At 48.3% G+C, this 21,205-nt stretch carries 15 protein-coding genes and 1 riboswitch (1 of these 16 cut by a window edge); of the genes, 9 read left to right on the top strand and 6 right to left on the bottom strand.

Going from position 1 to position 21,205, the window contains the following annotated elements:
* Positions 1-137: 137 nt before the first annotated feature.
* Positions 138-2,132, top strand: a complete 1,995-nt coding sequence (locus ACO05E_RS04130) for a putative bifunctional diguanylate cyclase/phosphodiesterase (protein ID WP_419811723.1) — start codon at positions 138-140, stop codon at positions 2,130-2,132.
* Here ACO05E_RS04130 and cobO read toward each other — a convergent pair.
* Positions 2,104-2,769, bottom strand: coding sequence for a cob(I)yrinic acid a,c-diamide adenosyltransferase (cobO, locus tag ACO05E_RS04125; protein ID WP_419811722.1), 666 nt, complete (start codon positions 2,767-2,769; stop codon positions 2,104-2,106). The genes ACO05E_RS04130 and cobO overlap by 29 nt on opposite strands.
* A gap of 147 nt (positions 2,770-2,916) precedes the next feature.
* Between cobO and aceE the strand changes: the two genes are divergently transcribed.
* The 3 genes from aceE to ACO05E_RS04110 all read left to right on the top strand — a co-directional run bounded on the left by aceE (position 2,917) and on the right by ACO05E_RS04110 (position 9,398).
* Entirely contained in the window at positions 2,917-5,607 is a 2,691-nt protein-coding gene (gene aceE, locus ACO05E_RS04120) for a pyruvate dehydrogenase (acetyl-transferring), homodimeric type (RefSeq protein ID WP_419813655.1), read from the top strand.
* A gap of 28 nt (positions 5,608-5,635) precedes the next feature.
* Complete coding sequence (aceF, locus tag ACO05E_RS04115; protein ID WP_419811721.1) at positions 5,636-7,315, top strand: dihydrolipoyllysine-residue acetyltransferase; 1,680 nt, start codon at positions 5,636-5,638, stop codon at positions 7,313-7,315.
* 61 nt (positions 7,316-7,376) lie between these two features.
* Complete coding sequence (locus ACO05E_RS04110) at positions 7,377-9,398, top strand: methyl-accepting chemotaxis protein (protein WP_419811720.1); 2,022 nt, start codon at positions 7,377-7,379, stop codon at positions 9,396-9,398.
* Positions 9,399-9,422: 24 nt separating this feature from the next.
* On the opposite strand, the gene ACO05E_RS04105 is transcribed toward ACO05E_RS04110, so the two are convergent.
* The 3 genes from ACO05E_RS04105 to ACO05E_RS04095 all read right to left on the bottom strand — a co-directional run bounded on the left by ACO05E_RS04105 (position 9,423) and on the right by ACO05E_RS04095 (position 13,245).
* Positions 9,423-10,748, bottom strand: a complete 1,326-nt coding sequence (locus tag ACO05E_RS04105) for a cobyrinate a,c-diamide synthase (RefSeq protein ID WP_419811719.1) — start codon at positions 10,746-10,748, stop codon at positions 9,423-9,425.
* 70 nt (positions 10,749-10,818) lie between these two features.
* Positions 10,819-11,376 (bottom strand): cob(I)yrinic acid a,c-diamide adenosyltransferase, encoded by a 558-nt coding sequence (locus ACO05E_RS04100; RefSeq protein WP_419811718.1) that lies wholly within the window; start codon positions 11,374-11,376, stop codon positions 10,819-10,821.
* A 12-nt stretch (positions 11,377-11,388) separates the two neighbouring features.
* Positions 11,389-13,245, bottom strand: a complete 1,857-nt coding sequence (locus ACO05E_RS04095; RefSeq protein ID WP_419811717.1) for a TonB-dependent receptor domain-containing protein — start codon at positions 13,243-13,245, stop codon at positions 11,389-11,391.
* An 8-nt stretch (positions 13,246-13,253) separates the two neighbouring features.
* A riboswitch (cobalamin riboswitch) is annotated at positions 13,254-13,517 on the bottom strand.
* A gap of 148 nt (positions 13,518-13,665) precedes the next feature.
* On the opposite strand from ACO05E_RS04095, the gene ACO05E_RS04090 reads away from it, so the two are divergent.
* The gene (locus ACO05E_RS04090) at positions 13,666-15,375 is read left to right on the top strand and encodes a mechanosensitive ion channel family protein (protein ID WP_419811716.1); all 1,710 of its coding nucleotides are present in this window, start codon (positions 13,666-13,668) and stop codon (positions 15,373-15,375) included.
* Between the two features lie 40 nt (positions 15,376-15,415).
* Here ACO05E_RS04090 and ACO05E_RS04085 read toward each other — a convergent pair whose 3' ends face one another.
* Both ACO05E_RS04085 and ACO05E_RS04080 read right to left on the bottom strand, forming a co-directional pair.
* The gene (locus ACO05E_RS04085; RefSeq protein WP_419811715.1) at positions 15,416-16,297 is read right to left on the bottom strand and encodes a ketopantoate reductase family protein; all 882 of its coding nucleotides are present in this window, start codon (positions 16,295-16,297) and stop codon (positions 15,416-15,418) included.
* A gap of 46 nt (positions 16,298-16,343) precedes the next feature.
* Positions 16,344-17,411 carry a hypothetical protein gene (locus ACO05E_RS04080; protein WP_419811714.1) on the bottom strand — a complete coding sequence of 356 codons (1,068 nt, stop codon included), beginning with the start codon at positions 17,409-17,411 and terminating at the stop codon, positions 16,344-16,346.
* A gap of 152 nt (positions 17,412-17,563) precedes the next feature.
* Between ACO05E_RS04080 and ACO05E_RS04075 the strand changes: the two genes are divergently transcribed.
* From ACO05E_RS04075 to ACO05E_RS04060, 4 genes are all read left to right on the top strand, one after another.
* Positions 17,564-18,049, top strand: coding sequence for a YajQ family cyclic di-GMP-binding protein (locus ACO05E_RS04075; protein ID WP_255859012.1), 486 nt, complete (start codon positions 17,564-17,566; stop codon positions 18,047-18,049).
* A complete protein-coding gene (locus tag ACO05E_RS04070) occupies positions 18,049-19,476 on the top strand; it encodes an AmpG family muropeptide MFS transporter (protein ID WP_419811713.1) in 1,428 nt (475 codons plus the stop codon). Before ACO05E_RS04075 ends, ACO05E_RS04070 begins: the two co-directional genes overlap by 1 nt.
* Positions 19,473-20,474 carry an alcohol dehydrogenase catalytic domain-containing protein gene (locus ACO05E_RS04065; protein WP_419811712.1) on the top strand — a complete coding sequence of 334 codons (1,002 nt, stop codon included), beginning with the start codon at positions 19,473-19,475 and terminating at the stop codon, positions 20,472-20,474. Before ACO05E_RS04070 ends, ACO05E_RS04065 begins: the two co-directional genes overlap by 4 nt.
* A gap of 82 nt (positions 20,475-20,556) precedes the next feature.
* A protein-coding gene (locus ACO05E_RS04060; RefSeq protein ID WP_419811711.1) for an alpha/beta hydrolase crosses the window boundary here: on the top strand, positions 20,557-21,205 show its 5' portion. 245 nt of this gene lie beyond the right edge of the window; only the first 649 of its 894 coding nucleotides appear in the window; it begins with the start codon at positions 20,557-20,559; its stop codon lies off the right edge, out of view.

Raw genomic sequence — 21,205 nt, 5'->3', positions numbered from 1 at the left:
AATAAACCCCGGATACCTGTACTTTTCCGCTATTAACGTCTTTAATTCGTACAGCTGTAGTGATAACTGGTGTGATTGTTAATAAGACCAATGACGGTCGGACAATCCGAATTCCTTTCTATTTTCAGAAGCTGTACATGAACTTACCTCATCTGCACACGTTAGAGGCGGACCAGCTCAGATCTCCGATCTGGGTATATGACGTAGTTGGACAACGCATGGTGTGGGCTAATACAGCAGCCTTACACCTTTGGGAAAGCGAGACGCTGGATGAATTATGTCAGCGCGACTTTGCTGAAGGCCAGTCCAGAGCGGTCGAACAAACCCTACACGGTTATCTGGAACGTTTTTCAGAAGAAAAGCAGATTGATGTCTGGTGGGAAATTTCACCCAAAGGCATTAAAAAACGGGTATTTATTCGATTATCCGGCGTCTGGATTACCACCGATGATGGCAGTCAACGACTGGCCATGTTACTCGAAGGGCAATATTCGCCCGAGCTGTTAAATGCCGGTGATATTCCATCTGCGGCGATGGCAGTCTTATTTGATCAGCAAGGTGTACTGATCAGCAGTAACCCCCCATTTCAGGAACATTTCGGAGCCGATCTGAAAGAGTTGCAGGCGATCCTGCCGCAGGAAACCGGTTTGCGGCATATTCAGTCAATGGGGTCGCTGGGTCAGGATATTGAATTAAATACCTTACAGGGGATGCGTTGGCATCACGCTGAAGTCACCATCCAACAAGTACTGAATCAACACGATAATCCACACAGCCCGTATTACGTACTGACCCTGATTGATATTCAGGAACGTAAATTACGTGAAATCGAAACCGCTAACGAAGCGCGCTCTGATTTATTAACCGGGTTATTAAACCGCCGTGGCTTATTGCAATATATGGCCAGTCACGAAGGTTGTGATTACACCCTGTTTTATATTGATCTGGATGGTTTTAAACCTATTAATGACAGCTATGGGCATAACGCCGGTGATGAACTGTTGCGTCATTTAGCTCATGTGTTGATGCATCAGGATGGAAAAAAAGTCTGCGCCCGTTTAGGTGGTGATGAATTTGTGGTGGTGTTTCTGGAAGCACTCAGTGACGCTGATATTCAAACCCGTGCCAATAACCTGCTGCACGATTTATCCCGTAAAGTCAGTGTCGCCAATGACTGTCTGGTGCGGGTTTCAGCCAGTATTGGTATTGCTTCTTCACCGTCGGATTCCAGTGACATTTATCAGCTGATTGTGCAGGCTGATGCGGCGATGTACGAAGCGAAAAAACAAGGTCGCCATCGTTCGGTGGTGTATCAGATGGGCATGGAATCCTACATGTTGCGGCGCACACAAATACTGCAATATATGGACAGTGCCATCGCCAACAATCAGTTTGAGGTGCATTACCAGCCAATTATTAATGGCCGCACGGGCGATACTATTTTGATGGAGGCGTTAATTCGCTGGCATCACCCGACTCTTGGGGCATTGCCACCTTTGGAATTTATTGGTGTGGCCGAAGACAGCGGCAAAATAGCCCGCCTTGAATCCTGGGTGATCCGGCGTGTGTGTCAGGATCTGGCTGACATTCGTCAGCGCTTTTCTGATGATGTCCGAATCACCATTAATATTTCCGGAGCTCATCTGGTACAGCCGGATTTTGTCGCCGAGCTGTTATTGTTATTAGAAGCCTACCAATGTAAGCCACAGGACTTTGTACTGGAGCTGACTGAAAGTGTATTAGTGCCTGTGGTAGAAGATAATAATACTTGTCTGGATGAGCTGGTGGCGCACGGCTTCCAGTTGGCGATTGATGACTTCGGCACCGGTTACTCTTCGCTTGCGTATATCAGCCAGTTACCGGCGCAATTTGTGAAAATCGACAAAGCCTTTGTTGATCGCTTACATCAGGATCAGAACACCCTGTTATTTATTCGCGATCTCTGCCATAAATTTAATATGCAGTGTATTGCCGAAGGGGTGGAGCAGGTGGAGCAGGTGGAGCAGGCCGGTATTCTGAATGATTCCGATATTCTGCTGCAGCAGGGCTATTATTTTGCCCGGCCGCAGCCATTGTCTGAATTAGAAAATGATAGCGAAGAATTTACCATTCGATGCCAGGCTGGGCTTTAACTCCGGCTTTAAAGGCGTGTTTCTCCATCTTCATATCGGTGACGGTGTCGGCATAGTCACGTAATGCAGAGGGTGCTCCGCGCCCGGTTAAAATCACGTTCTGATCCTTCGGACGATTGTCTAACGCTGCTTTTAAGGTGTCCCAATCCAGTAATTTATACGCCAGCATGTAGGTGATTTCATCAAACATCACAGTGCGCAATTGCGGGTTTTGTAACATGGCCCGGGCCTTTGGCCAGACCGCATCAAAGGCGCGCTGATCGCGTTCTTTATCCTGAGTTTCCCAGGTAAAACCAGAACCCATCACCTCATGCTGTAAGCCATCCAGTTGTTTCAGAATGGTAGCTTCACCACAGTCCCAGGTGCCTTTAATAAATTGCACGATACCGGCTTGATAGCCATGGCCGAGGGTACGGATGACGGTACCAAAACCCGAACTGCTTTTGCCTTTACCAGTGCCGGTTAACACAATAACCACGCCACGCTCTTCCTGAGCACGTTCAATAGCGGCATCCACTTTGGCCTTATGACGGGCCATTTTTTCTTTATGACGTTCGGCGGCCCGAATCTTTTGTTCTTCTTCTGACTGTTGTTGCTCTTTATGTGGTTGCTGTCGCTCGTCTTGCTGCTCGCTCATGTTTTTTCTCACTGTAATCGCTTAACGAATGGTTCGCTTCACATCCGTTCTCTGATCTATTGACTATACTTCAATCAGGATATGTTCTCACTCACTTCAGACCCCGCGTATCTGAATCGTTCCGGTACGCTATTGCAGGAGCCATTAATGGACGAGAATCAGCAGGATAATGCACCTTATGCCGATATTGATCCGGCCGAAACTAAAGAATGGCAAGACGCCATCCACTCCGTCATTCGTGCCGAAGGTGTTGAACGCGCCCACTTTCTGATCGAACGCATTGCCGAACGGGCGACCAAAGATGGTATGCCATTGCCTTATGCGTTAAATACCCCGTACCGCAATACTATTTCCCCCGAAAATGAAGCACCCATGCCCGGTGACCTGTTTATGGAGCGCCGCATTCGCTCATTGGTACGCTGGAATGCGCTGGCGATGGTGTTACGGGCAAATAAAGATGGGGCCGGTGATCTGGGTGGCCATATTTCCAGTTTTGCCTCCAGTGCGACGTTATACGATGTTGGTTTTAACCATTTTTTCCGTGGCCCCAATGCCGGAGAAGACTGCCCACACGGTGATTTATTGTATTACCAGGGGCATGTGGCTCCGGGTATTTATGCCCGCTCGTATTTAGAAGGGCGCTTTCAGGAATCCGATCTGGAGCGTTTCCGTCAGGAAGCATTAGGCCCTGGATTATCGTCTTATCCTCACCCGAAATTGATGCCGGACTACTGGCAATTTCCAACGGTATCGATGGGCTTAGGGCCATTACAGGCGATTTATCAGGCGCATTTTATGCGTTATATCTCGGCTCGTGGGCTGGTGCCGCGCAAAGATCGTAAGGTCTGGGCATTCCTGGGTGATGGTGAATGTGACGAGCCGGAAACTCTGGGTGCCATTGGCCTGGCAGGCCGGGAAAAATTAGAAAATTTAATTTTTGTGATTAACTGCAACCTGCAACGGCTGGATGGTCCGGTGCGTGGTAATGGCAAAATTATTCAGGAGTTAGAAAGTCAGTTCCGTGGTGCAGGCTGGAATGTGATTAAAGTGGTCTGGGGACGTTTTTGGGATCCTCTGCTGGCCAAAGACCGTAAAGGATTGCTGCAAAAACGCATGGACGAAACCGTGGATGGTGAGTTCCAGAACTACAAAGCCAAAGGCGGGCAATACACCCGTGAGCACTTCTTCGAGAAGTATCCGGAATTAAAAGAAATTATTAAAGATTTATCCGACGACGATATTTATAAATTAAATCGTGGCGGACACGATCCGTATAAAGTGTTTGCCGCTTACCAGGCAGCGATGAATCACAAAGGCCAGCCAACGGTGATTCTGGCGCATACGGTGAAAGGTTATGGCATGGGGGCTGAAGCCGAAGGTCAGAATCAGGCTCACCAGGTGAAAAAACTCGATATCGAGAGTATTCGTGCCTTCCGTGATCGGTTTGATATTCCGGTACGGGATGAAGATTTAGAGCATTTACCATTTTATCGTCCGCCGACCGATAGCCCGGAATTGCAGTACATGCGCAAACAACGGGAAAAACTGGGCGGCTTTTTACCTCACCGAAATGAAAACTGGACGGCACTAACCGCTCCGGATTTATCCTTTTTTAAAGCACAAACCGATGGTACCGGTGAGCGTGAAATTTCCACCACCATGGCCTTTGTGCGCATTATGTCGCAGCTGATTAAAGACAAAACCATGGGCGATCGGGTGGTACCGATTGTGCCGGACGAAGCACGTACCTTTGGTATGGAAGGCATGTTTCGCCAGCTGGGTATTTACTCGTCAGAAGGTCAACTGTACGAGCCGGTTGATCAGGGCCAGGTGATGTATTATCGCGAGGATAAAAAAGGCCGTATTCTCGAAGAAGGCATTAATGAAGCCGGTGCGTTTTCCGCCTGGATGGCGGCAGGCAGCTCCTACAGCACCAACGGCATGGCAATGATCCCGTTTTATATTTATTACTCCATGTTTGGTTTCCAGCGAGTTGGTGATCTGGCCTGGGCGGCAGGTGATATGCAGTGCCAGGGCTTCTTAATTGGTGCCACTTCCGGTCGTACTACCTTAAATGGCGAAGGCTTACAGCATCAGGATGGGCACTCGCATATTCTGGCCTCCACCATTCCGAACTGCGTGTCGTACGATCCGACCTATGCCTATGAACTGGCGGTGATTATTCAGGACGGCTTAAAACGTATGTACGAGAAGAAAGAAAAAGTCTTCTACTACATCACCAGCCTCAACGAAAACTATGCTCACCCGGCCATGCCCGAAGGTGTTGAAGAAGGTATTCGTCGTGGTATTTATCGCCTGAAAGCCAGTGGCGCAAGCGAAAAAAATATTCAGCTATTAGGCTGTGGTTCCATTTTACGTCAGGTGGAAACAGCAGCAGTTTGGTTGGCTGAAAAAGGCGTTAATGCCGACGTCTGGAGCGTTACCTCATTTAATGAATTACGCCGTGATGGCCTGGCTTGTGAACGAGCCGAGTTTTTATCCGCCGGTGAACAGGCTCCACAAGCCTATGTGACTCGTCAATTGGCAGACTCATCCGGCCCGATTCTGGCGACCACCGACCATATGAAATCGTATGCGGAGCAGATTCGTCCGTTTATTCCTGCCGGGCGCAGTTACCGCTGCTTAGGTACCGATGGTTTTGGCCGCAGTGATTCGCGCGAAAACCTGCGTCGTTTCTTCGAAGTGGATTGGCAACACGTTGCCTGGGCGGCTGGTTTTGAATTAGTGAAGTCCGGTGATTTAACCGCTGCTGAGCTGGAAGCCTGGCGCAGCGAGTTGAATATTGATGCCAGTAAACCTGACCCACTGTATTCATAAGATGAGTGCTCATAAGGAGAAATAACACATGGCAAATGAGTACAAAATTCCGGATTTAGGTGGTGCTGCGGATGTTGATGTGATCGAAGTGTCCGTCAGTGTCGGGGATGTAGTCGAAGCCGAACAAACCCTGGTGGTGCTGGAAACTGATAAAGCCAGCATGGAAATTCCGGCAGAAACTTCCGGTACGATTGAAGCATTGTCAATTCAGGTGGGTGATAAGGTCAACGAAGGGGATGTGTTTATTAGCATCGCATCCTCTGCTGGTGCTGGCAGTCAGCCTGAAGTGGCACAAGACAACGTAGCTTCAGAGAGTGTTCAGCCTGAAGCTGCTAACACTGAAACTGTTCCTGCTGAAACTACTCATACTGAAAGCCGCGAACAAGCCATTGTCGTTCCGGATTTGGGTGGCAGCGAAAGTGTGGAAGTTATTGAGCTAGCGGTTGCGGTTGGTGATGTGATCGACGCCGAGCAAACCATTCTGGTATTGGAAAGCGACAAAGCCACCATGGAAATTCCGGCAGGCGAAGCGGGCACCATTGTGTCACTGGCGGTTGCGGTGGGCGATAAAGTCAGCCAGGGCGATGCCATGCTGACGTTAATGGCAGACTTCTCGGTATCAGTATCAGTTTCTGATTCTACCGTTGCTGATAAGCCACAGCGGGATAATTCTGCTGTTATTAAGCCCGAAGCAACTTCAGCAACATCAACTACATCAACAGCTACGCCAGCCAACAGCACGGCAACCGCCGAGTCTGCGGCAGCCAATAATACTGGGTCAGAAAGTCATACTGGTGGCGAAATTCACGCCGGGCCAGCGGTGCGCAAACTAGCACGGGAATTTGGTGTTGATTTATCTCAGGTCAGCGCGACAGGTCGCCGTGGCCGTATTACCAAAGACGATGTTCAGTTGTTTGTGAAGCAACGCCTGAACTCCTCAACGATGGCTGTCGGATCAGGTATGAGTGGGGCTGGTATTCCAGCCGTACCGGAAGTGGATTTCGCCAAATTTGGTTCGATTACTTCAGAACCACTGAACAATATCAAGCGAGCCACGGCGAAGGCGATGACCACCGCCTGGCTTAACGTACCTCAGGTAACACAGTTTGATCAGGCTGATATCACAGATCTGGAAGCCTATCGTAAGCAGCAGAATCAGCGTTATCAGTCTCAGGGAATTCGTTTCTCCATTGTTCCGTTTGTGCTTAAGGCGATTGCCAAAGTTTTACGGGAATTCCCTCAGTTTTGTGCGTCATTAAGTGCCGATGGTGAATCTCTGATACTAAAGGACTATGTTCATATTGGAGTCGCTGTCGATACTCCGAAAGGATTATTAGTGCCGGTTATTCGTAACGTCGATCAGCTGTCTGTTACAGAAATTACACAACAGCTTAATGAAAAGGCGCAATTGGCCCGGGAAGGTAAGCTAACCTTAAGTGATATGCAGGGTGGATGTTTTAGCCTGTCGAGTTTAGGTGGTATTGGTGGTACAGCATTTACGCCGATTGTTAACCCTCCGGAAGTTGCCATTCTGGGGTTATCCAAAGCGGAGATGAAACCGGTCTGGAATGGTCAGGAGTTTGTACCTCAATTAATGCTGCCATTGTCGCTGTCGTACGATCATCGGGTTATTGATGGCGCAGAAGCCGCCCGATTCAGTCAACGGCTGGTGGATTGCTTGCAGGATTTAAGAAACGTGTTGATGTAACCCTTTGCGGGCCGCGATAAACGCGGCCTGAAATAAAAACAACAAAAGAGGTTCGTAGTTCATGTTAAAGGCACTTATGTGGCCAGCAATTAAATTTATGGGGCGTTTAAATTACGCCGCTAAATTTGGCCTGATCAGTTTTCTGTTTACCTTACCGCTGGTGATTCTCAGTGGACAGGTGTTTCTAGCTGCCTTTGATACGCTGAAAAAAACAGAAGCTGAACTGGTGGGTATTAATACCATCGGCGAACTATTGCAGTTAGTGCATCAGGTTGAGTACTACCGTGACCATGCTGCGACCTTACCCTTTTTTGAAGATCCGGAACTGATCAGCAAAATGAAAGAACACCGTGCTCAGATGATGGTGGACATTCAACAGCTGATTGATAACACCCGGGACGAATCCCTGCGCCAGGAACTGGTTAACTGGAAAGAGCAGTCGGCTACCCGGTTAAGTATTGAAGGCGAAAACGGCCAGACGGTTTACTCCAGCCAGCGTCAGCACTTTCAGATTGCTCTGGATAAATTACGCTCTGTGATTCGCCAATACAGTCAATCCAGTGGTTTATCGCTGGATGCCGATCCTTCGGTTCAGGCGCTGGTGGCGGTGTTGTTAAACGATATGCCAAAAGTGTTTGACGCGGCCGGTGATGCCCGCGCAATTGGTGTATATGGTTTATTAGAACGTTATTTAAAATCCGTCACTTTTGACTTCCTCAATGATACCTACGATGAACTGATTGCTGCTGAGTCTGTAATGGGCGTGATTCAGACAATGGCAAAGGAAAGTGGTGAAGCCAGTTTGGAGAGTGCTGTAACAACAGCCTCTGAGTCATTAGAAAATATCCGCTTTAAATTAGATGACGAATTAATTTCGGCGGCCGAAGTGGAAATGTCCTGGCAGACGTTTTCACAATTTATAGCGGCCGAGTGGGCAAACCTGGAAGCGATTGAAAATCAGGTGATGCCGCTGGTACGGGCCAAGCTGCAACAGCGACTGCAGGCGCAACAGGATAAAGTGCGTAATTTTGTGATTGTGATTGTGGTGGCGTTATCGGTGATTGCTTATTTATACATCGCCTTCTTTATGTCGATTCGTTACACCATTAAACGTTTTTCCAAAACCGCGGGTGATATCGCAGAAGGCGATCTGACACAAAGCATTCAGTTTCAGGGTCAGGATGAAATGGGCCAGTTGCGCGATGCTTTTAATAATATGATTGATAACATTCGCACAACGCTGGCAGCGGTGAAAGAATCGGCAACCTCGGTAACCGATAACGTTAATGAAGTAGAAGGTATCGCTAATCGCAGTCGTCAGGCGGTTCAGACCCAGCTGGAACAAACGCATCAGGTGTCAGAAGCACTCAGCTCCATGGTGGACAGCTCCGTGACCGTTACTGAACTGGCCGAAGCCGCCGAAAGTGCCGCCAAAGCCGGGCAACAAAAATCCGATCAGGCAGGTCAGGTGGTCTCTCATGTGATGGGTGAAGTGCGTCGTTTATCCGATGAAATGTCAAACTCCATGGAAGCCGTGAATCGTCTGGCAGAAAACTCCAGCAGTATTTCCAGCATTCTCGAAACCATCAAAGGTATTGCTGAACAAACTAACTTACTGGCACTGAATGCCGCCATTGAAGCAGCACGAGCGGGTGAGCAAGGCCGTGGCTTTGCCGTGGTTGCTGATGAAGTTCGTACGCTGGCCAGCCGTACTCAAGGGTCGGCCCAGGAGATTGAAGAATTAATTGGTGATGTTCAGCAGAATATCGTCAGCGCGGTCGACACCATGAAAGTGAATCGCGATATGGTGGAAAAAACCGTAGCCAATTCCGAAGAAGTGAGTACCACCCTGACAGAAATTCAGGCCAGTATGGGTGATATTCAACATAAAACCAATGATATTGTGGTGACAGCCGGTGAGCAGAAAAATAATGCCACCGCACTGGAGAGTAACCTCGACTCCATTCGCTTAAGTGGTGAAGAAACTTCACAGAATGCCGAAGGCACCGTGGATGCGGTGCGAAAAACTCAGGCAATTACCGATTCGCTGGCGCAGCGGGTGGATCAGTTTAAAGTGCATTAATCAGGGCTTGTTAACAGACTCAGATTAATTGCCGGAAAACAGCTGGCTCACTGCTGCTGGGTTAGATGGAAAAAACAAATGCAGATAGCTGGCTGTTAATGAACCATGGCGATAAATTGCTTCACCCGGCGCCGGATGTTTAGCGCGCTGACCAAATCCGATGGTGGCCGCTTCACACTCCGCCACTGAACGGTGGTGAGAATGGCCTCGTATCTCACCTTCGGGTAAAGGGGCTGATTGCATTCCCTGACAACCACCTCGCTCCCGCATTTTAGCCATGCCGGGTAATAACGATGCCATGGCATACCTCTCACCATTTAATAACTCCAGTGCTTCCAGGCAATATAAAAAGCCGCCACACTCAGCCAAAATCGGTTTTTGGCTGTTATGAAAACGCTGCAAAGACGCGGTCATATTGGTGTTTGCAGACAAAGCCTTGGCGTGGAGTTCCGGGTAGCCACCCGGTAACCAGAGTGCATCGCTTTCTGGAATAGCATCATCCGACAATGGCGAAAAATACCGTATATCTGCTCCCAGTTGTTGTAACAGCTCGATATTAGCCTGATAAATAAAACTAAAGGCCTGATCTTTGGCGACTGCAATGGTCAGCCCATATAGGCTTTTCTGAATATCCGTACTGGTCTGATGTTGAAACTCGGCCTGATGATGAAAGTCGGTCTGCGGAAGTGATACCAACAGCTGGTCTATATCTTCGGCTGGCAATAACTCTGCCGCCTTGTTTAACCGTTGTTCCAGCTCTGTTGTTATTTCACTGGCTTGTACCAACCCCAGGTGCCGTTCCGGTAATGCAATCTCCGCTTGGTTGGCAATACTGAATAATAAAGGCAAATTTTGCGGCAGTGCGTTTTCGATTAATTCCCGGTGACGCTGGCTGGCACAGTGATTCGCAATTAAGCCTGCTACCTGAATATCATGGCGGAAATTTGCCAGCCCGGAGGCTAAGGCCGCGGCGGTTTGTGCCATTCCCGAAACATCCATAATGATGCCAGCCGGAATATTAAATAAAGCCGCCAGATCGGCACTGGATGGATCACCATCAAACATACCCATGGCGCCTTCTACCAAAATCAGATCGGCATCCTGAGCGGCAATAAATAAACGCTGACGACAATAAGCTTCGCCACACATCCATAGATCCAGTTGTTCCACCGGATAACCACTGGCCTGTTGCAGAATCTGAGGATCAAGGTAATCCGGCCCGGTTTTAAATACCCGAACCTTCTTCCCACGTTGTGATAAATGGCGCGCTAAAGCGGCCGTTAGTGTGGTTTTACCTTGCCCGGAGGCTGGAGCGGTTAACAACAGAGCGGGACAACTGGCTTGTGTCATAATTTGCTATCGTTTGCATTAAAATAAAAAACGGGCCGAAGCCCGTTTAAAAAAAATTTAGTCGCATGATTTAGGCACGCTGATGGCGGCTCTGCCAGAGAATCTCGGAACCGTTTTCCCGGCGAGCTAATACGCGGGCAGCAACAAATAATAAATCGGATAAACGATTTACATAACGCAGTGCCAGCGGATTTACCTCATCCACACCATTTAACTGAACCAGAGAACGTTCTGCACGACGACAAACAGTACGCACCATATGGCACACGGCTGCGGCTTTACTACCACCGGGAAGAATAAAATCCTTCAATGGTGGCAGTGTGTCGTTTAACGTCTCCAGATGATCTTCCAGGTCTGAGATTAATACTTCCTGTAACGCATTAAATCCCGGAACGGATAGCTCACCACCTAAGTCGAATAAATCGTGCTGAATCTGATGCAGCAGAGGAATTAAAGCATCTGCCTCATCTAATTCTGCTCTGAGCATACCGACCCAGGAATTCAGTTCATCCACATCACCAATGGCGTGCATACGATCGCTGCCTTTACTGATGCGTGAGCCATCACCCAATCCTGTTTCACCTTTGTCGCCGGTTTTAGTAGCGATTTTAGAAAGTCGGTTGCCCATAGCTTTTACCTGTTAGAAAGCAAAACGAGTTTTTAATAACCAGCCTCTGCGAGGAGCTGGATAAGTTGATATCGTCTCATACTCACGGTCAGAAATATTATCCAGACGTAAGCCGACATCTAATTTCTCAGAGACCTGATAGTTTGTGCTTAAGTTAAATAAGCTATAGCTTGCTAAGCGATCGCCGCCATCACGGATTGGAGATCCTTCAAAATACAGCGCTTCAAACTGTGTGGAAAATTTATTCCAGGAGTGACTCAGAATAGCTTTGCTGGATCTTGGGGCAATACGACGAAGACGCTCACCACTTTCGTCATCTTTTGCATCAACCCAATCCTGGCTAACTGTAGAGCTCAGGCTTTGACTCCATTCCTGTCTCCATGAAACGGATATAGAATTAATACTGGCTTTACCCACATTTTCGGCTTCGAAATTTGAGTTAAAAGCGATGAGATTGTTGAATACAGCACGTTGACCATTAACCTGAACAGAGCCGGTTTCATAAGGCTTTTGATAGCTTAATGCCCAGATTCTGGATTTCTCAGGCTCCAGTTCAGGGTTGCCAAAACCTGGGAAATATAAATCGTTGAACGTTGGTGTACGGAAAGCCGTTGCTTGTGATATTGAGATGATATCACCGGTATCTGCTGTAAAGTTTGCCGCGGTATTAAAAGAACGGAAATTTCCATAGCGGTTGTTATCATCGTCACGAGCACCTAATTCAACACCGAGATACTCATTGTTGAAACGATAACCAACGTAAACACCTTTCGTATCTTCATTGGCCTCGTCGTATTCAACTCCAGACTCCGACACATCAATGGATTGATAATCTGCTCCCAAAATAACCGTATGATTATCTGTGATGTCATAACCAGCAGATAAATTTGCAGTATTTTTAGACGTCGCAAACAAATCGTCAGCAGAGCGCTTTTCACTATCTACATAATCCCAGCTATTATCTTCGCTGCGACCGGCAGAGAGATTGATACTAAGTTTATCTCCGCTATATTGATAACCTGCACTCAGTGATTGATTATCAAAATCTGCATTATTGGAAAATTGGTTGTTACCGTCATACTCGTAATTACCTTTTGCACGAAGATAGTCCAATTTTACTTTTTGAGAAGAATCAATATCTAAAGAAACACCACCGTTAATGCTATAACGCTCATAGCCATCGTCATCAGATTCTTCGTCATCACGAATGTCATAACCATCCGTTGCATCATGCTGAGCATTAAAATACAAATTGGTTTTATCGAGTTTTTTCGATGTTCTGATGCTGATTTCCCGAGTTTTGTCATTACCATAAGCGGCAGAGATCTGGGTTTCCTGAGAATCATTGCGGGTAATGATATTGATAACACCACCCTGAGCATCGGCACCGTATAATGCTCCGCGAGCTCCTTTGATAATTTCAATACGCTCAACTTGTTCAGGTGAAATTAACTGAAATTGCGCTGTACCATTGGTTCCTGATCCGATTCGTTCACCATTCACTAAAATGGTGATTCGCTTACTATCCAGACCATTAATATACAGGTTAGTAGTATTTAAACGTCCACCATTACGTGTGTACTGAATACCTGGTTGAAGTGCTAATAATTCAGGCAGGGATTGAACATTGCTTTGTTCAATTTCAGCCCGATCAATAACAACGAACTGAGCATCATTAATAACATTCTCTGGTAAGCGCGAAGCCGTTACCGTTTGGGTATCAAGTTGAGTGTTAGCCTGTACCAATGATGCAGACAAAATACTGGAAGCAAGAAGCAATTTTTTCATAATGGTTCCGACAGGAGAAATCCAATCGGCGGGAATCAAAACAAGCATCGCTTGAACGGATGCTTCTTCTGTATCGCCCACCGCAATACGAGTTAAATACGTTCCAGGCCGGTATCCGGGCTGACGGCTCGTGCTTTAACCAACGTATTACCATGGTTAAAAACAACACTGACTGACGCCTTCCCATGGTGGATATACTCCTGAGAGTCGAATCACCACAGTGGCTTGTGCCAGTCAGATAAGCCGATCACCGTTGCGGGGGCAGCATTGGATTCATTCAGCAGGCGCTGAATAACACCAATTTCCCGTTTAACTTGATCAGAGATCAGAGCACCTGAGGGGCGTGAGAATATAGATTGGTCAATTCTCGGTCAAGATCATGACGGCTGAATTATCCACATGATCTGCGTGAAGATTCCTCATGCGCCCGTTCTCTGGCGATAAGTCACTCATCAGTGGTAGCATCGCGATTGCGTTATTCAGTTTTCAGGAGCATCAGCAATGGGGCAAGTACGCCTGCTATCGGTCATTTTTTTATGCTTTTTATCGCAACTTTTACTGACTCAATCGGTATTGGCTCAGCCGTCCACGTTAACCGGGGTTGCGGCTCAGGCGACTGAGTCATCAGCTGCTGATGGCGGGAAATCTGAAGAAACACATGATGCAAAGCCCAAAAGCAAAGAGCTTGAAGTTATTAAAGCGGCGGTCAGTTATGAAGATGCCGTGCTGGCGCAGGATGACGATGAGTTTCAGGATGTGCTGCATCGTGATACGCCACGCGGCGCAATGATTGGCTTTGTTGAGGCTCTGAAAGAGGAAGATTTTGATAAAGCTGCTGAGTTTCTCGATTTACGATACTTGCCACGCGGGATGTCTGCCGCTAACGGCCCGGAGTACGCGGTAAAACTCAGCTCTATTATTCAGCGTCATATCTGGATTAATTTTCAGGAACTGAGTAACGATCCACAAGGCAGCTTGGACGACGACCTGAGCAGCTACCGTGATTTATTAGGGCAGCTTCAGTTGCATGAAGAGCACATTAATCTGTATTTACAGCGGGTGCCGGATAAAAAAGTCGGCAAAGTCTGGAAAGTTTCCAACGCCACGGTTGCCCAGATTCCCAAATTATACGAGCACTTTGGTTATAGCCCGCTGGCCGAATGGCTGATTCCGAAAACCCCGAATGTCCGTATTCTGGGAATTTATATCTGGGAATGGATTGTGATTATTGGCTACTTTGCGGTGGCCTTCTCGATTGTGATTCCTCTGATCTGGCTGGCAAAAAAGCTGGTTGTGCGTTCGTCATATCATTTGTCCGAAGAACTGTTAGCCGTACTTTCCGGCCCGGTACGTTTTATGATGGCCTTGTTATTGATGAAGGTCTTTGTGCCGTACGCTACCTTATCGGCGCTGGCACTGGCGTTAATCAGCAGTGCCGGGTTGTTAATTCTGGCGACGGTCTGGCTGGTGCTGGGGATTATCAGTATGGTGCAGCTGAGCTTGCAAAAGCGCTGGCTGGAGAATGGCAATACACAATCTACCCACCTGCTGCGGCCATTATCGAATATGGTACGTGTGCTGGTCATTGGTGTGGGGATTCTGATGTGGTTTAAACATCTGGGATTCGATCCTTCCACCATTCTGGCTGGCTTGGGGATTGGTGGTATCGCTATTGCGCTGGCGGCCAAACAGTCGATCGAGAACTTTATTGGCACGATTACGTTGTACTCAGCAGCTCCTGTGAAAGTAGGGGATGTATGTAGCTTTGGTGGCCGTCGCGGCACGGTGGAAGAAATTGGCCTGCGCAGTACCCGGATTCGTACCCTCGATCGTTCGGTTATTTATATCCCCAATGCACGCTTTTCAGAGATGGAGCTGGAGAATATTTCCGAGCGCGAAAAGATTCGCTTTAAAACCGATATCCGGCTGCATTATTCGACGACTCCAGCGCAGTTAAAAGCAATTAATGCGGAAATTCTCGAATCACTGGAACAGCACGAAATGGTGGCTGAAAGCCCATTACGGGTGCGCTTTAAAGGGTTTGGTGAGCATGGCTTGGAAATTAACGTGCTGGCCTATATCACCACCAAAAGTTTTCCGGAATATCAGGGCATCGCCGAAGAAATTAATTTCGACATTATGGAAACCGTGCAAAAGCACAATGCTCGTTTAGTGCCGGTTGCGCCGACCATTGCTCCGAGTGCGAACTAATTATTTCCGGCTCTTTTTGTTAAGCCCGCTGCATAAGTCTCTATTCAGAGAGCTGCGCAAGCAAGCGGCGATTATGCGGCAGCTCGATATCGAGTTGCTGCGCCTGCCGGATTAAATAGCCATTAATATAATCCAGCTCAGTCGGACGTTGATGCAAGACATCCTGCAAGGTTGATGACTGATTCCTGGCAGTTGCCTGAGCGACCGCCAGACTGCGTTCTTTTAAGTCAAAATCGAGTGGCTGCTGTAATGCAGTAAAACATTGCTGCACTTCAGAGGCTAACGCTTCCAGCGCCTGACGATATTCCCCATGGCTAACCAGCTCGCCATTACGACAACGGAAAACCGCCGTTAACGGATTAATCACCGCATTAATCGCCAGCTTGGCGCGGATGCGTTGTTGAATATCATCCACAACGGTTAAACCATTGGGCATCGAGGCTGTAGGGTGTTGAGCCTGCCACAGGCCAATATGTGTGTCTCCGCTGCCAGCGTAAACCACTTGCTCCGCGCTCTGGCGATAAGCCCCTTCGGTGGAAATACCAGCCCATAAAGTCGCAGAATAACGTTGCTGGCTTAACCAGTCTGCTACTTGCTGCTGTTGCCCCATGCCGTTTTGCAGCAAGAGGATATTCTGTACTTGTGGCAGTTGCTTCTGCAGCGATTGTAAAGCGTCCAGTGTGGCGGATGCTTTGGTCGTGATTACCAACCAATCAATGGCTTCATGCTGCCAGGCCGGAATTGTCAGCTGATGGGCCGCTTGCTGCTGGTCAATCAGAGTTCGGTGGCAGGTGCTGGCATCGCGACTAACACCGTAGAGTGTGTGTTCACGCCAATGCCACGCCATTAATGTACCAATCGCACCTAAACCTAAAATAGCGATGCTTTGAGTTAACGGTGATGATGAAGAGGAATAAGGCATTGCCGGATCACGCGGTGATAAAGAGTCCGGCAATTATAGAAGGGCTTTACGCCTGAGAGGAAGATTCAGAAATAACGGTATTATCCACAGACTCTGCTTCAACAGGTTCCGGATCAACAGCTGCTGGCTGAGTTGCGGTTTCCTGAACTGTATCGGGTTCATTGCCAATTCCCAAAGCCGACAGAGAATTCGGAGACCAGAGCGCAGCAAGTTTGTTCAGCAATGCTTCGGAATGATCGGCAGGCAGGTTTCGTAACCATAGCTTCAGACGATCTTCATCTTCGCCAACCAGCTTAGTGATGTTATCCAGATACGCACCGCGCTCCTGTAACAGCCACACCACAATTGGCATCAGGCGATTAAACTGGCGACGCTGGCGTGAATCAATCAGCTGCTCAACCGTGATATTAAAACGTTCAGCAACCAGCTGGCAGGCATCATCATACATATGACGCAGGTCTTCATCGCTGCGGGCTGCCTGTTTCAACGCCTGCTTTTTCAGGTGCTGATTAATAAACCCATCTCGCGCCAAGGCCTGATACGTCGGATGGCTGCCGTGTTGTAAATCCACAACCTGATTTTGCGCCTGAACCTGTTGCTGAGATTGCTGCATCACAGTTTCATAACGTTGAGCACGATTATGGCGGGTGTTGCACAGCAGGTTCAGCATTGGCTCAACATGTAACCATTTAGGTGGCGTTAATGCCCGGTAACCCTGATCACTGCTCCATGGATACAAACTGGCATCGGCTACTTTGCGAGTTGTCTCTGGCCAGCGGTGTAACTGAATCACCAGATCACTCAGATAAGCCCGTTCGTCAATCAGCATCACAATGCCCTGATCAGACAGTGTCTGCTTACGTTTATGCCAGCAGCGCTCGTGCATATCGTCAAAGGCGATCTGCACATCGTCCATAACTTCCGTCCAGTCGCGCTCACTTTGCAGCACAAACTGCATCTGATGCTCGTCGAGCACATAGGCCAGTAAACGGGTTTGTTTGATATGACCAAGAATCTGCACCCCGTATTCAAATTCAAATACCGAGTGAAAAATAGGCTGGTCTTTCGCTCCGTGTACCGAAAAATAGTAGGTTCCGGCACCGTGCAGGGTCATTTTGGTTTCCATAGCACAAAAGGTAGCTGACTTTTGTGTATTTTCCAGTGCGGTTGCGTGCTGCCGGGATTTTGCAATTCCATGACACTCACGGTATACAGGTCGGCTAATGGTATTAACTGACAGAATGCAGAACACAGGAGAACTCAGCTATGCCTTCATTTGACGTGGTATCGGAAGTGGATAAGCACGAAGCGCAAAACGCCGTGGATCAGGCGAACCGTGAATTATCCACACGCTTTGATTTTAAAGGGGTGAACGCCAGCTTTGAGTTAAAAGATTTTATCGTCACCATGACCGCCAACGAAGAATTTCAGATTGAGCAAATGAAGCCGATGCTGGAAAGCGCCATGATCAAACGCAAAATTAAAGTCAGCTGCCTGGAATACAGCGATTGTGTGGGTGCGGGTAAGCAGGTCAAAGTGAATGCCACCATGCGTCAGGGCATTGATAAGGAGCTGGCAAAAAAGATGGTGAAGATTGTTAAAGAGAGCAAGCTGAAAGTGCAGGCCGCGATTCAGGGAGAGATGGTTCGTGTCACTGGTAAAAAGCGCGATGAACTGCAGGAAGTGATGGCGTTATACCGTTCGGATGAGAGCATTAAAATGCCACTGGCGTTTAAAAACTTTAAAGACTGATGACCAGTTCTTCACACACACCGGCTCAGCAGGACACAACAGCGCCAGTCAGAAGCTGGCGTGAAGCCTTACTGGTTTACACCAAAAAGCCAGTGATGGTGATTGCTTTGCTCGGCTTTTCTGCCGGGCTACCTTTTTTATTGGTGTTTTCCACCTTAACTGCCTGGCTGGCCGATGTCGGGGTTGAAAAAACAGCCATTGGTTTTTTTGCCTGGGTTGGCCTCACTTATTCAATCAAGGTGTTTTGGGCACCGGTTATTGATCGGCTGAAAATACCGCTGCTTTCTCGTTGGCTTGGGCTGCGGCGCAGCTGGATTTTAGTGGGGCAGATAGGCATTGCCAGTGGCTTGGTTTTAATGAGTGGCTTGAATCCTCATGAATCTTTGTTACTGATTGCTCTTGCCGCGTTGTTAGTCGCTTTTTCTTCGGCAACACAAGATATTTCATTGGATGCCTATCGTATTGAAATTGTTGATGACAATTTTCAGGGGGCAATGGCAGCGGCTTATATTTTTGGCTATCGCTTAGCGCTATTAGTTGCTGGTGGTGGCGCATTATTGATTGCCGGGGCGGTTGATTGGCCTTTAACTTATCTCACCATGGCCTGCCTGATGCTGATGGCAATGCTGGCCACATTGTGGGCAGACCCGACCCAACAGAAATCGGAGCAGCATCGGGCCGAAGATGAAGCTGAAATGGTTGATCGGATTATGGGCAAGTCAATGCACCTTAATCATCGGCCACGTTGGCAGCGCTGGTGGTTGGGGGCTGTCGTTTGCCCGTTTCTGGATTTTTTTCAACGCAACGGCAAGTTTGCCTTATTCATTCTGGCGTTTATTGCAGTCTATCGCATCAGTGATATCACGATGGGGGCCATGGCGAATCCTTTTTATTTGGATCTGGGTTACAGCAAATTTGATATTGGTACGGTTGCAAAATTTTCCGGCTTCTTTGTCACCATGCTGGGTGCCTTTTTATGCGGTGTGTTTGTTGTCAAATGGGGAGTCATGAAACCCTTGATGCTGGGCGCGATATTGGTGGCATCAACAAACCTCCTGTTTGCCGTCCTGGCTTTGGTGTCAGAAATTGATCAACAGCAACTGGTTACTCCGTCTCTGACCTGGTTAGCTGTTGTTGTTGGTGCCGATAACTTAGCTGCAGGAATTTCAAATACCGCATTTGTTGCGTATTTATCCAGCTTAACCAACCGCAGTTATACCGCGACTCAATATGCCTTGTTCAGTTCATTAATGACTTTACCGGGAAAATTTATCAGTGGTTTTTCCGGCTGGGTGGTGGATAGCGCTGGTTATACCGAATTCTTTATTCTGGCCTCCGGGCTGGGTCTGCCAGCCATTGCACTGGTTGTGGTTTTAATGTGGCATGAGCGAAAGCCAATGCCAGACAAAGAAGGGGTTACACGATGACAATCAAGCCGGTTCCTGCATGGCTCGTTAAACAAACCGGAACGCCGGATGTTCTGGTTAAAGGTGATATTGAATTAGCAGAGCCACAAACGGGCGAAGTAAAAATTCGTGTTTGTGCGGCGGGCTTTAATCCCATTGATACCAAAATCCGGGCGGGTTTAGCGCCGATTCTGAATGATGCCGGGGTACTGGGTTGTGATGTTAGTGGTGAAGTGATTGCCATTGGCGATGGCGTTACTCATTTAGCCGTTGGCGATTGCGTCTATGGCTGCGCAGGTGGTGTGAAAGGCAATGGTGGTGCTCTGGCTGCAGAGATGGTGTGTGATGCCGATTTGTTAGCCAAAGCGCCGCAGTCTGTTTCTCTGGTTCAGGCAGCTTCGATTCCGCTGGTGGCGATCACTGCCTTTGAAGCATTAAAACGTCTGGCGCCACAAGCCCATGAAAAGCTATTGGTGATGGGCGCTTCGGGTGGTGTGGGTCAGTGGGCCATTCGTTTGGCGCAGGAAAGTGGTATCGAAGTGTTTGGTACCGCGGGCAGTAACGAGCGGGTAGAACAATTAAAGCAGCAGGGGGTTTATGCAGACTTACACGCTAACGCTGCTGAACTGTCTGGCTCTTGGGAGCAGCCCGGTTTTGAAAAGGTATTGGATGCTTTTGGTGGCGAGAGTTTGCAAAAAGCGTTGGAAGTGGCAGCACCTTATGCTCAGGTAGCCACCATTAATGCGCGCAATAACTACGACCTGACCCAGGCGCACGCCAAGTCGTTAACCCTTCATGCGATATTTATGCTGTTGCCTCTTCTCACTGAAAAAGCCGGAACAGGAAAAGGTCGTAAAACCTATGGTGAGTTTTTGGCTCAGCTGAGTGAGAAAATCGATGCCGGTTTTATCACGGTTCCAGTGGCGCAGGAGCAGCAGATGTCCGATGTGGCAGAGATTCATCGTACCTATGAAGCGGGTGAACTAAGCAATAAAGTGGTGATGATCGCCGATTTCTGATGGACCGTATTTGCTGTAACTAATACAAAACAAGAATAAGACCGAGAACAAAAAATAAAAACAGTCAGGGCAGGAGAGCAAGATGCAGCGTCAGGATATTGAGTTTGTCTCACAAGGTAGTCGTTGTCGTGGCTGGTTATACCGACCCGATGGTGCTAATGCTGCGCCGGTCATTGTGATGGCCCATGGTCTGGGCGCAACCCGGAATATGGGATTGAGCGATTATGCTGAGCACTTCTGTCGGGCCGGTTATGCGTGTCTGGTATTTGATTATCGCTACTTTGGTGATAGCGATGGTCAGCCGCGTCAGTTGCTGGATATTCATAAACAGCGTCAGGACTGGCAGGCGGCGATTCAGTATGTGCGTGGTCTCGAAATTGTTGATGGCCAGCGAGTAATTTTATGGGGAAGTTCTTTTAGTGGTGGGCATGTACTGGCGGTAGCTGCACAAGACCAGAATATTGCGGCTGTTATTTCCCAATGTCCGTTTACCGATGGATTGGCGTCGGTATTAGCCATGCCACCGCTGACGGCCTTGCGGGTATCTGCCAAAGCGGTACTTGATCAGCTGGGCAGCCTGGTGGGGGCAAAGCCGGTGATGGTGGCGTTAGCCGGTAAACCGGGTAGTGTGGCCTTAATGACGGCGGAAGATTGTGAGCCCGGTTATTTTGCGTTAATTCCGGAGGCAGACCGTCCTCAGTTTCGTAATGAAGTAGCGGCGCGCATTGCAT

The organism is Bacterioplanoides sp. (genome assembly GCF_965226395.1).
GTDB lineage: Bacteria > Pseudomonadota > Gammaproteobacteria > Pseudomonadales > Oceanobacteraceae > Bacterioplanoides.
This window is presented reverse-complemented; position numbering and strand designations above follow the sequence as displayed.

Bases quoted from the DNA above. Each gene is read 5' to 3' on its own strand.
- aceF (WP_419811721.1), top strand. From the start codon at position 5,636: ATGGCAAATGAGTACAAAATTCCGGATTTAGGTGGTGCTGCGGATGTT.
- ACO05E_RS04100 (WP_419811718.1), bottom strand. From the start codon at position 11,376: ATGGGCAACCGACTTTCTAAAATCGCTACTAAAACCGGCGACAAAGGT.
- ACO05E_RS04065 (WP_419811712.1), top strand. From the start codon at position 19,473: ATGACAATCAAGCCGGTTCCTGCATGGCTCGTTAAACAAACCGGAACG.
- ACO05E_RS04130 (WP_419811723.1), top strand. From the start codon at position 138: ATGAACTTACCTCATCTGCACACGTTAGAGGCGGACCAGCTCAGATCT.
- ACO05E_RS04110 (WP_419811720.1), top strand. From the start codon at position 7,377: ATGTTAAAGGCACTTATGTGGCCAGCAATTAAATTTATGGGGCGTTTA.
- aceE (WP_419813655.1), top strand. From the start codon at position 2,917: ATGGACGAGAATCAGCAGGATAATGCACCTTATGCCGATATTGATCCG.
- ACO05E_RS04085 (WP_419811715.1), bottom strand. From the start codon at position 16,297: ATGCCTTATTCCTCTTCATCATCACCGTTAACTCAAAGCATCGCTATT.
- ACO05E_RS04070 (WP_419811713.1), top strand. From the start codon at position 18,049: ATGACCAGTTCTTCACACACACCGGCTCAGCAGGACACAACAGCGCCA.
- ACO05E_RS04075 (WP_255859012.1), top strand. From the start codon at position 17,564: ATGCCTTCATTTGACGTGGTATCGGAAGTGGATAAGCACGAAGCGCAA.
- ACO05E_RS04090 (WP_419811716.1), top strand. From the start codon at position 13,666: ATGGGGCAAGTACGCCTGCTATCGGTCATTTTTTTATGCTTTTTATCG.
- ACO05E_RS04080 (WP_419811714.1), bottom strand. From the start codon at position 17,411: ATGACCCTGCACGGTGCCGGAACCTACTATTTTTCGGTACACGGAGCG.
- ACO05E_RS04105 (WP_419811719.1), bottom strand. From the start codon at position 10,748: ATGACACAAGCCAGTTGTCCCGCTCTGTTGTTAACCGCTCCAGCCTCC.
- cobO (WP_419811722.1), bottom strand. From the start codon at position 2,769: ATGAGCGAGCAGCAAGACGAGCGACAGCAACCACATAAAGAGCAACAA.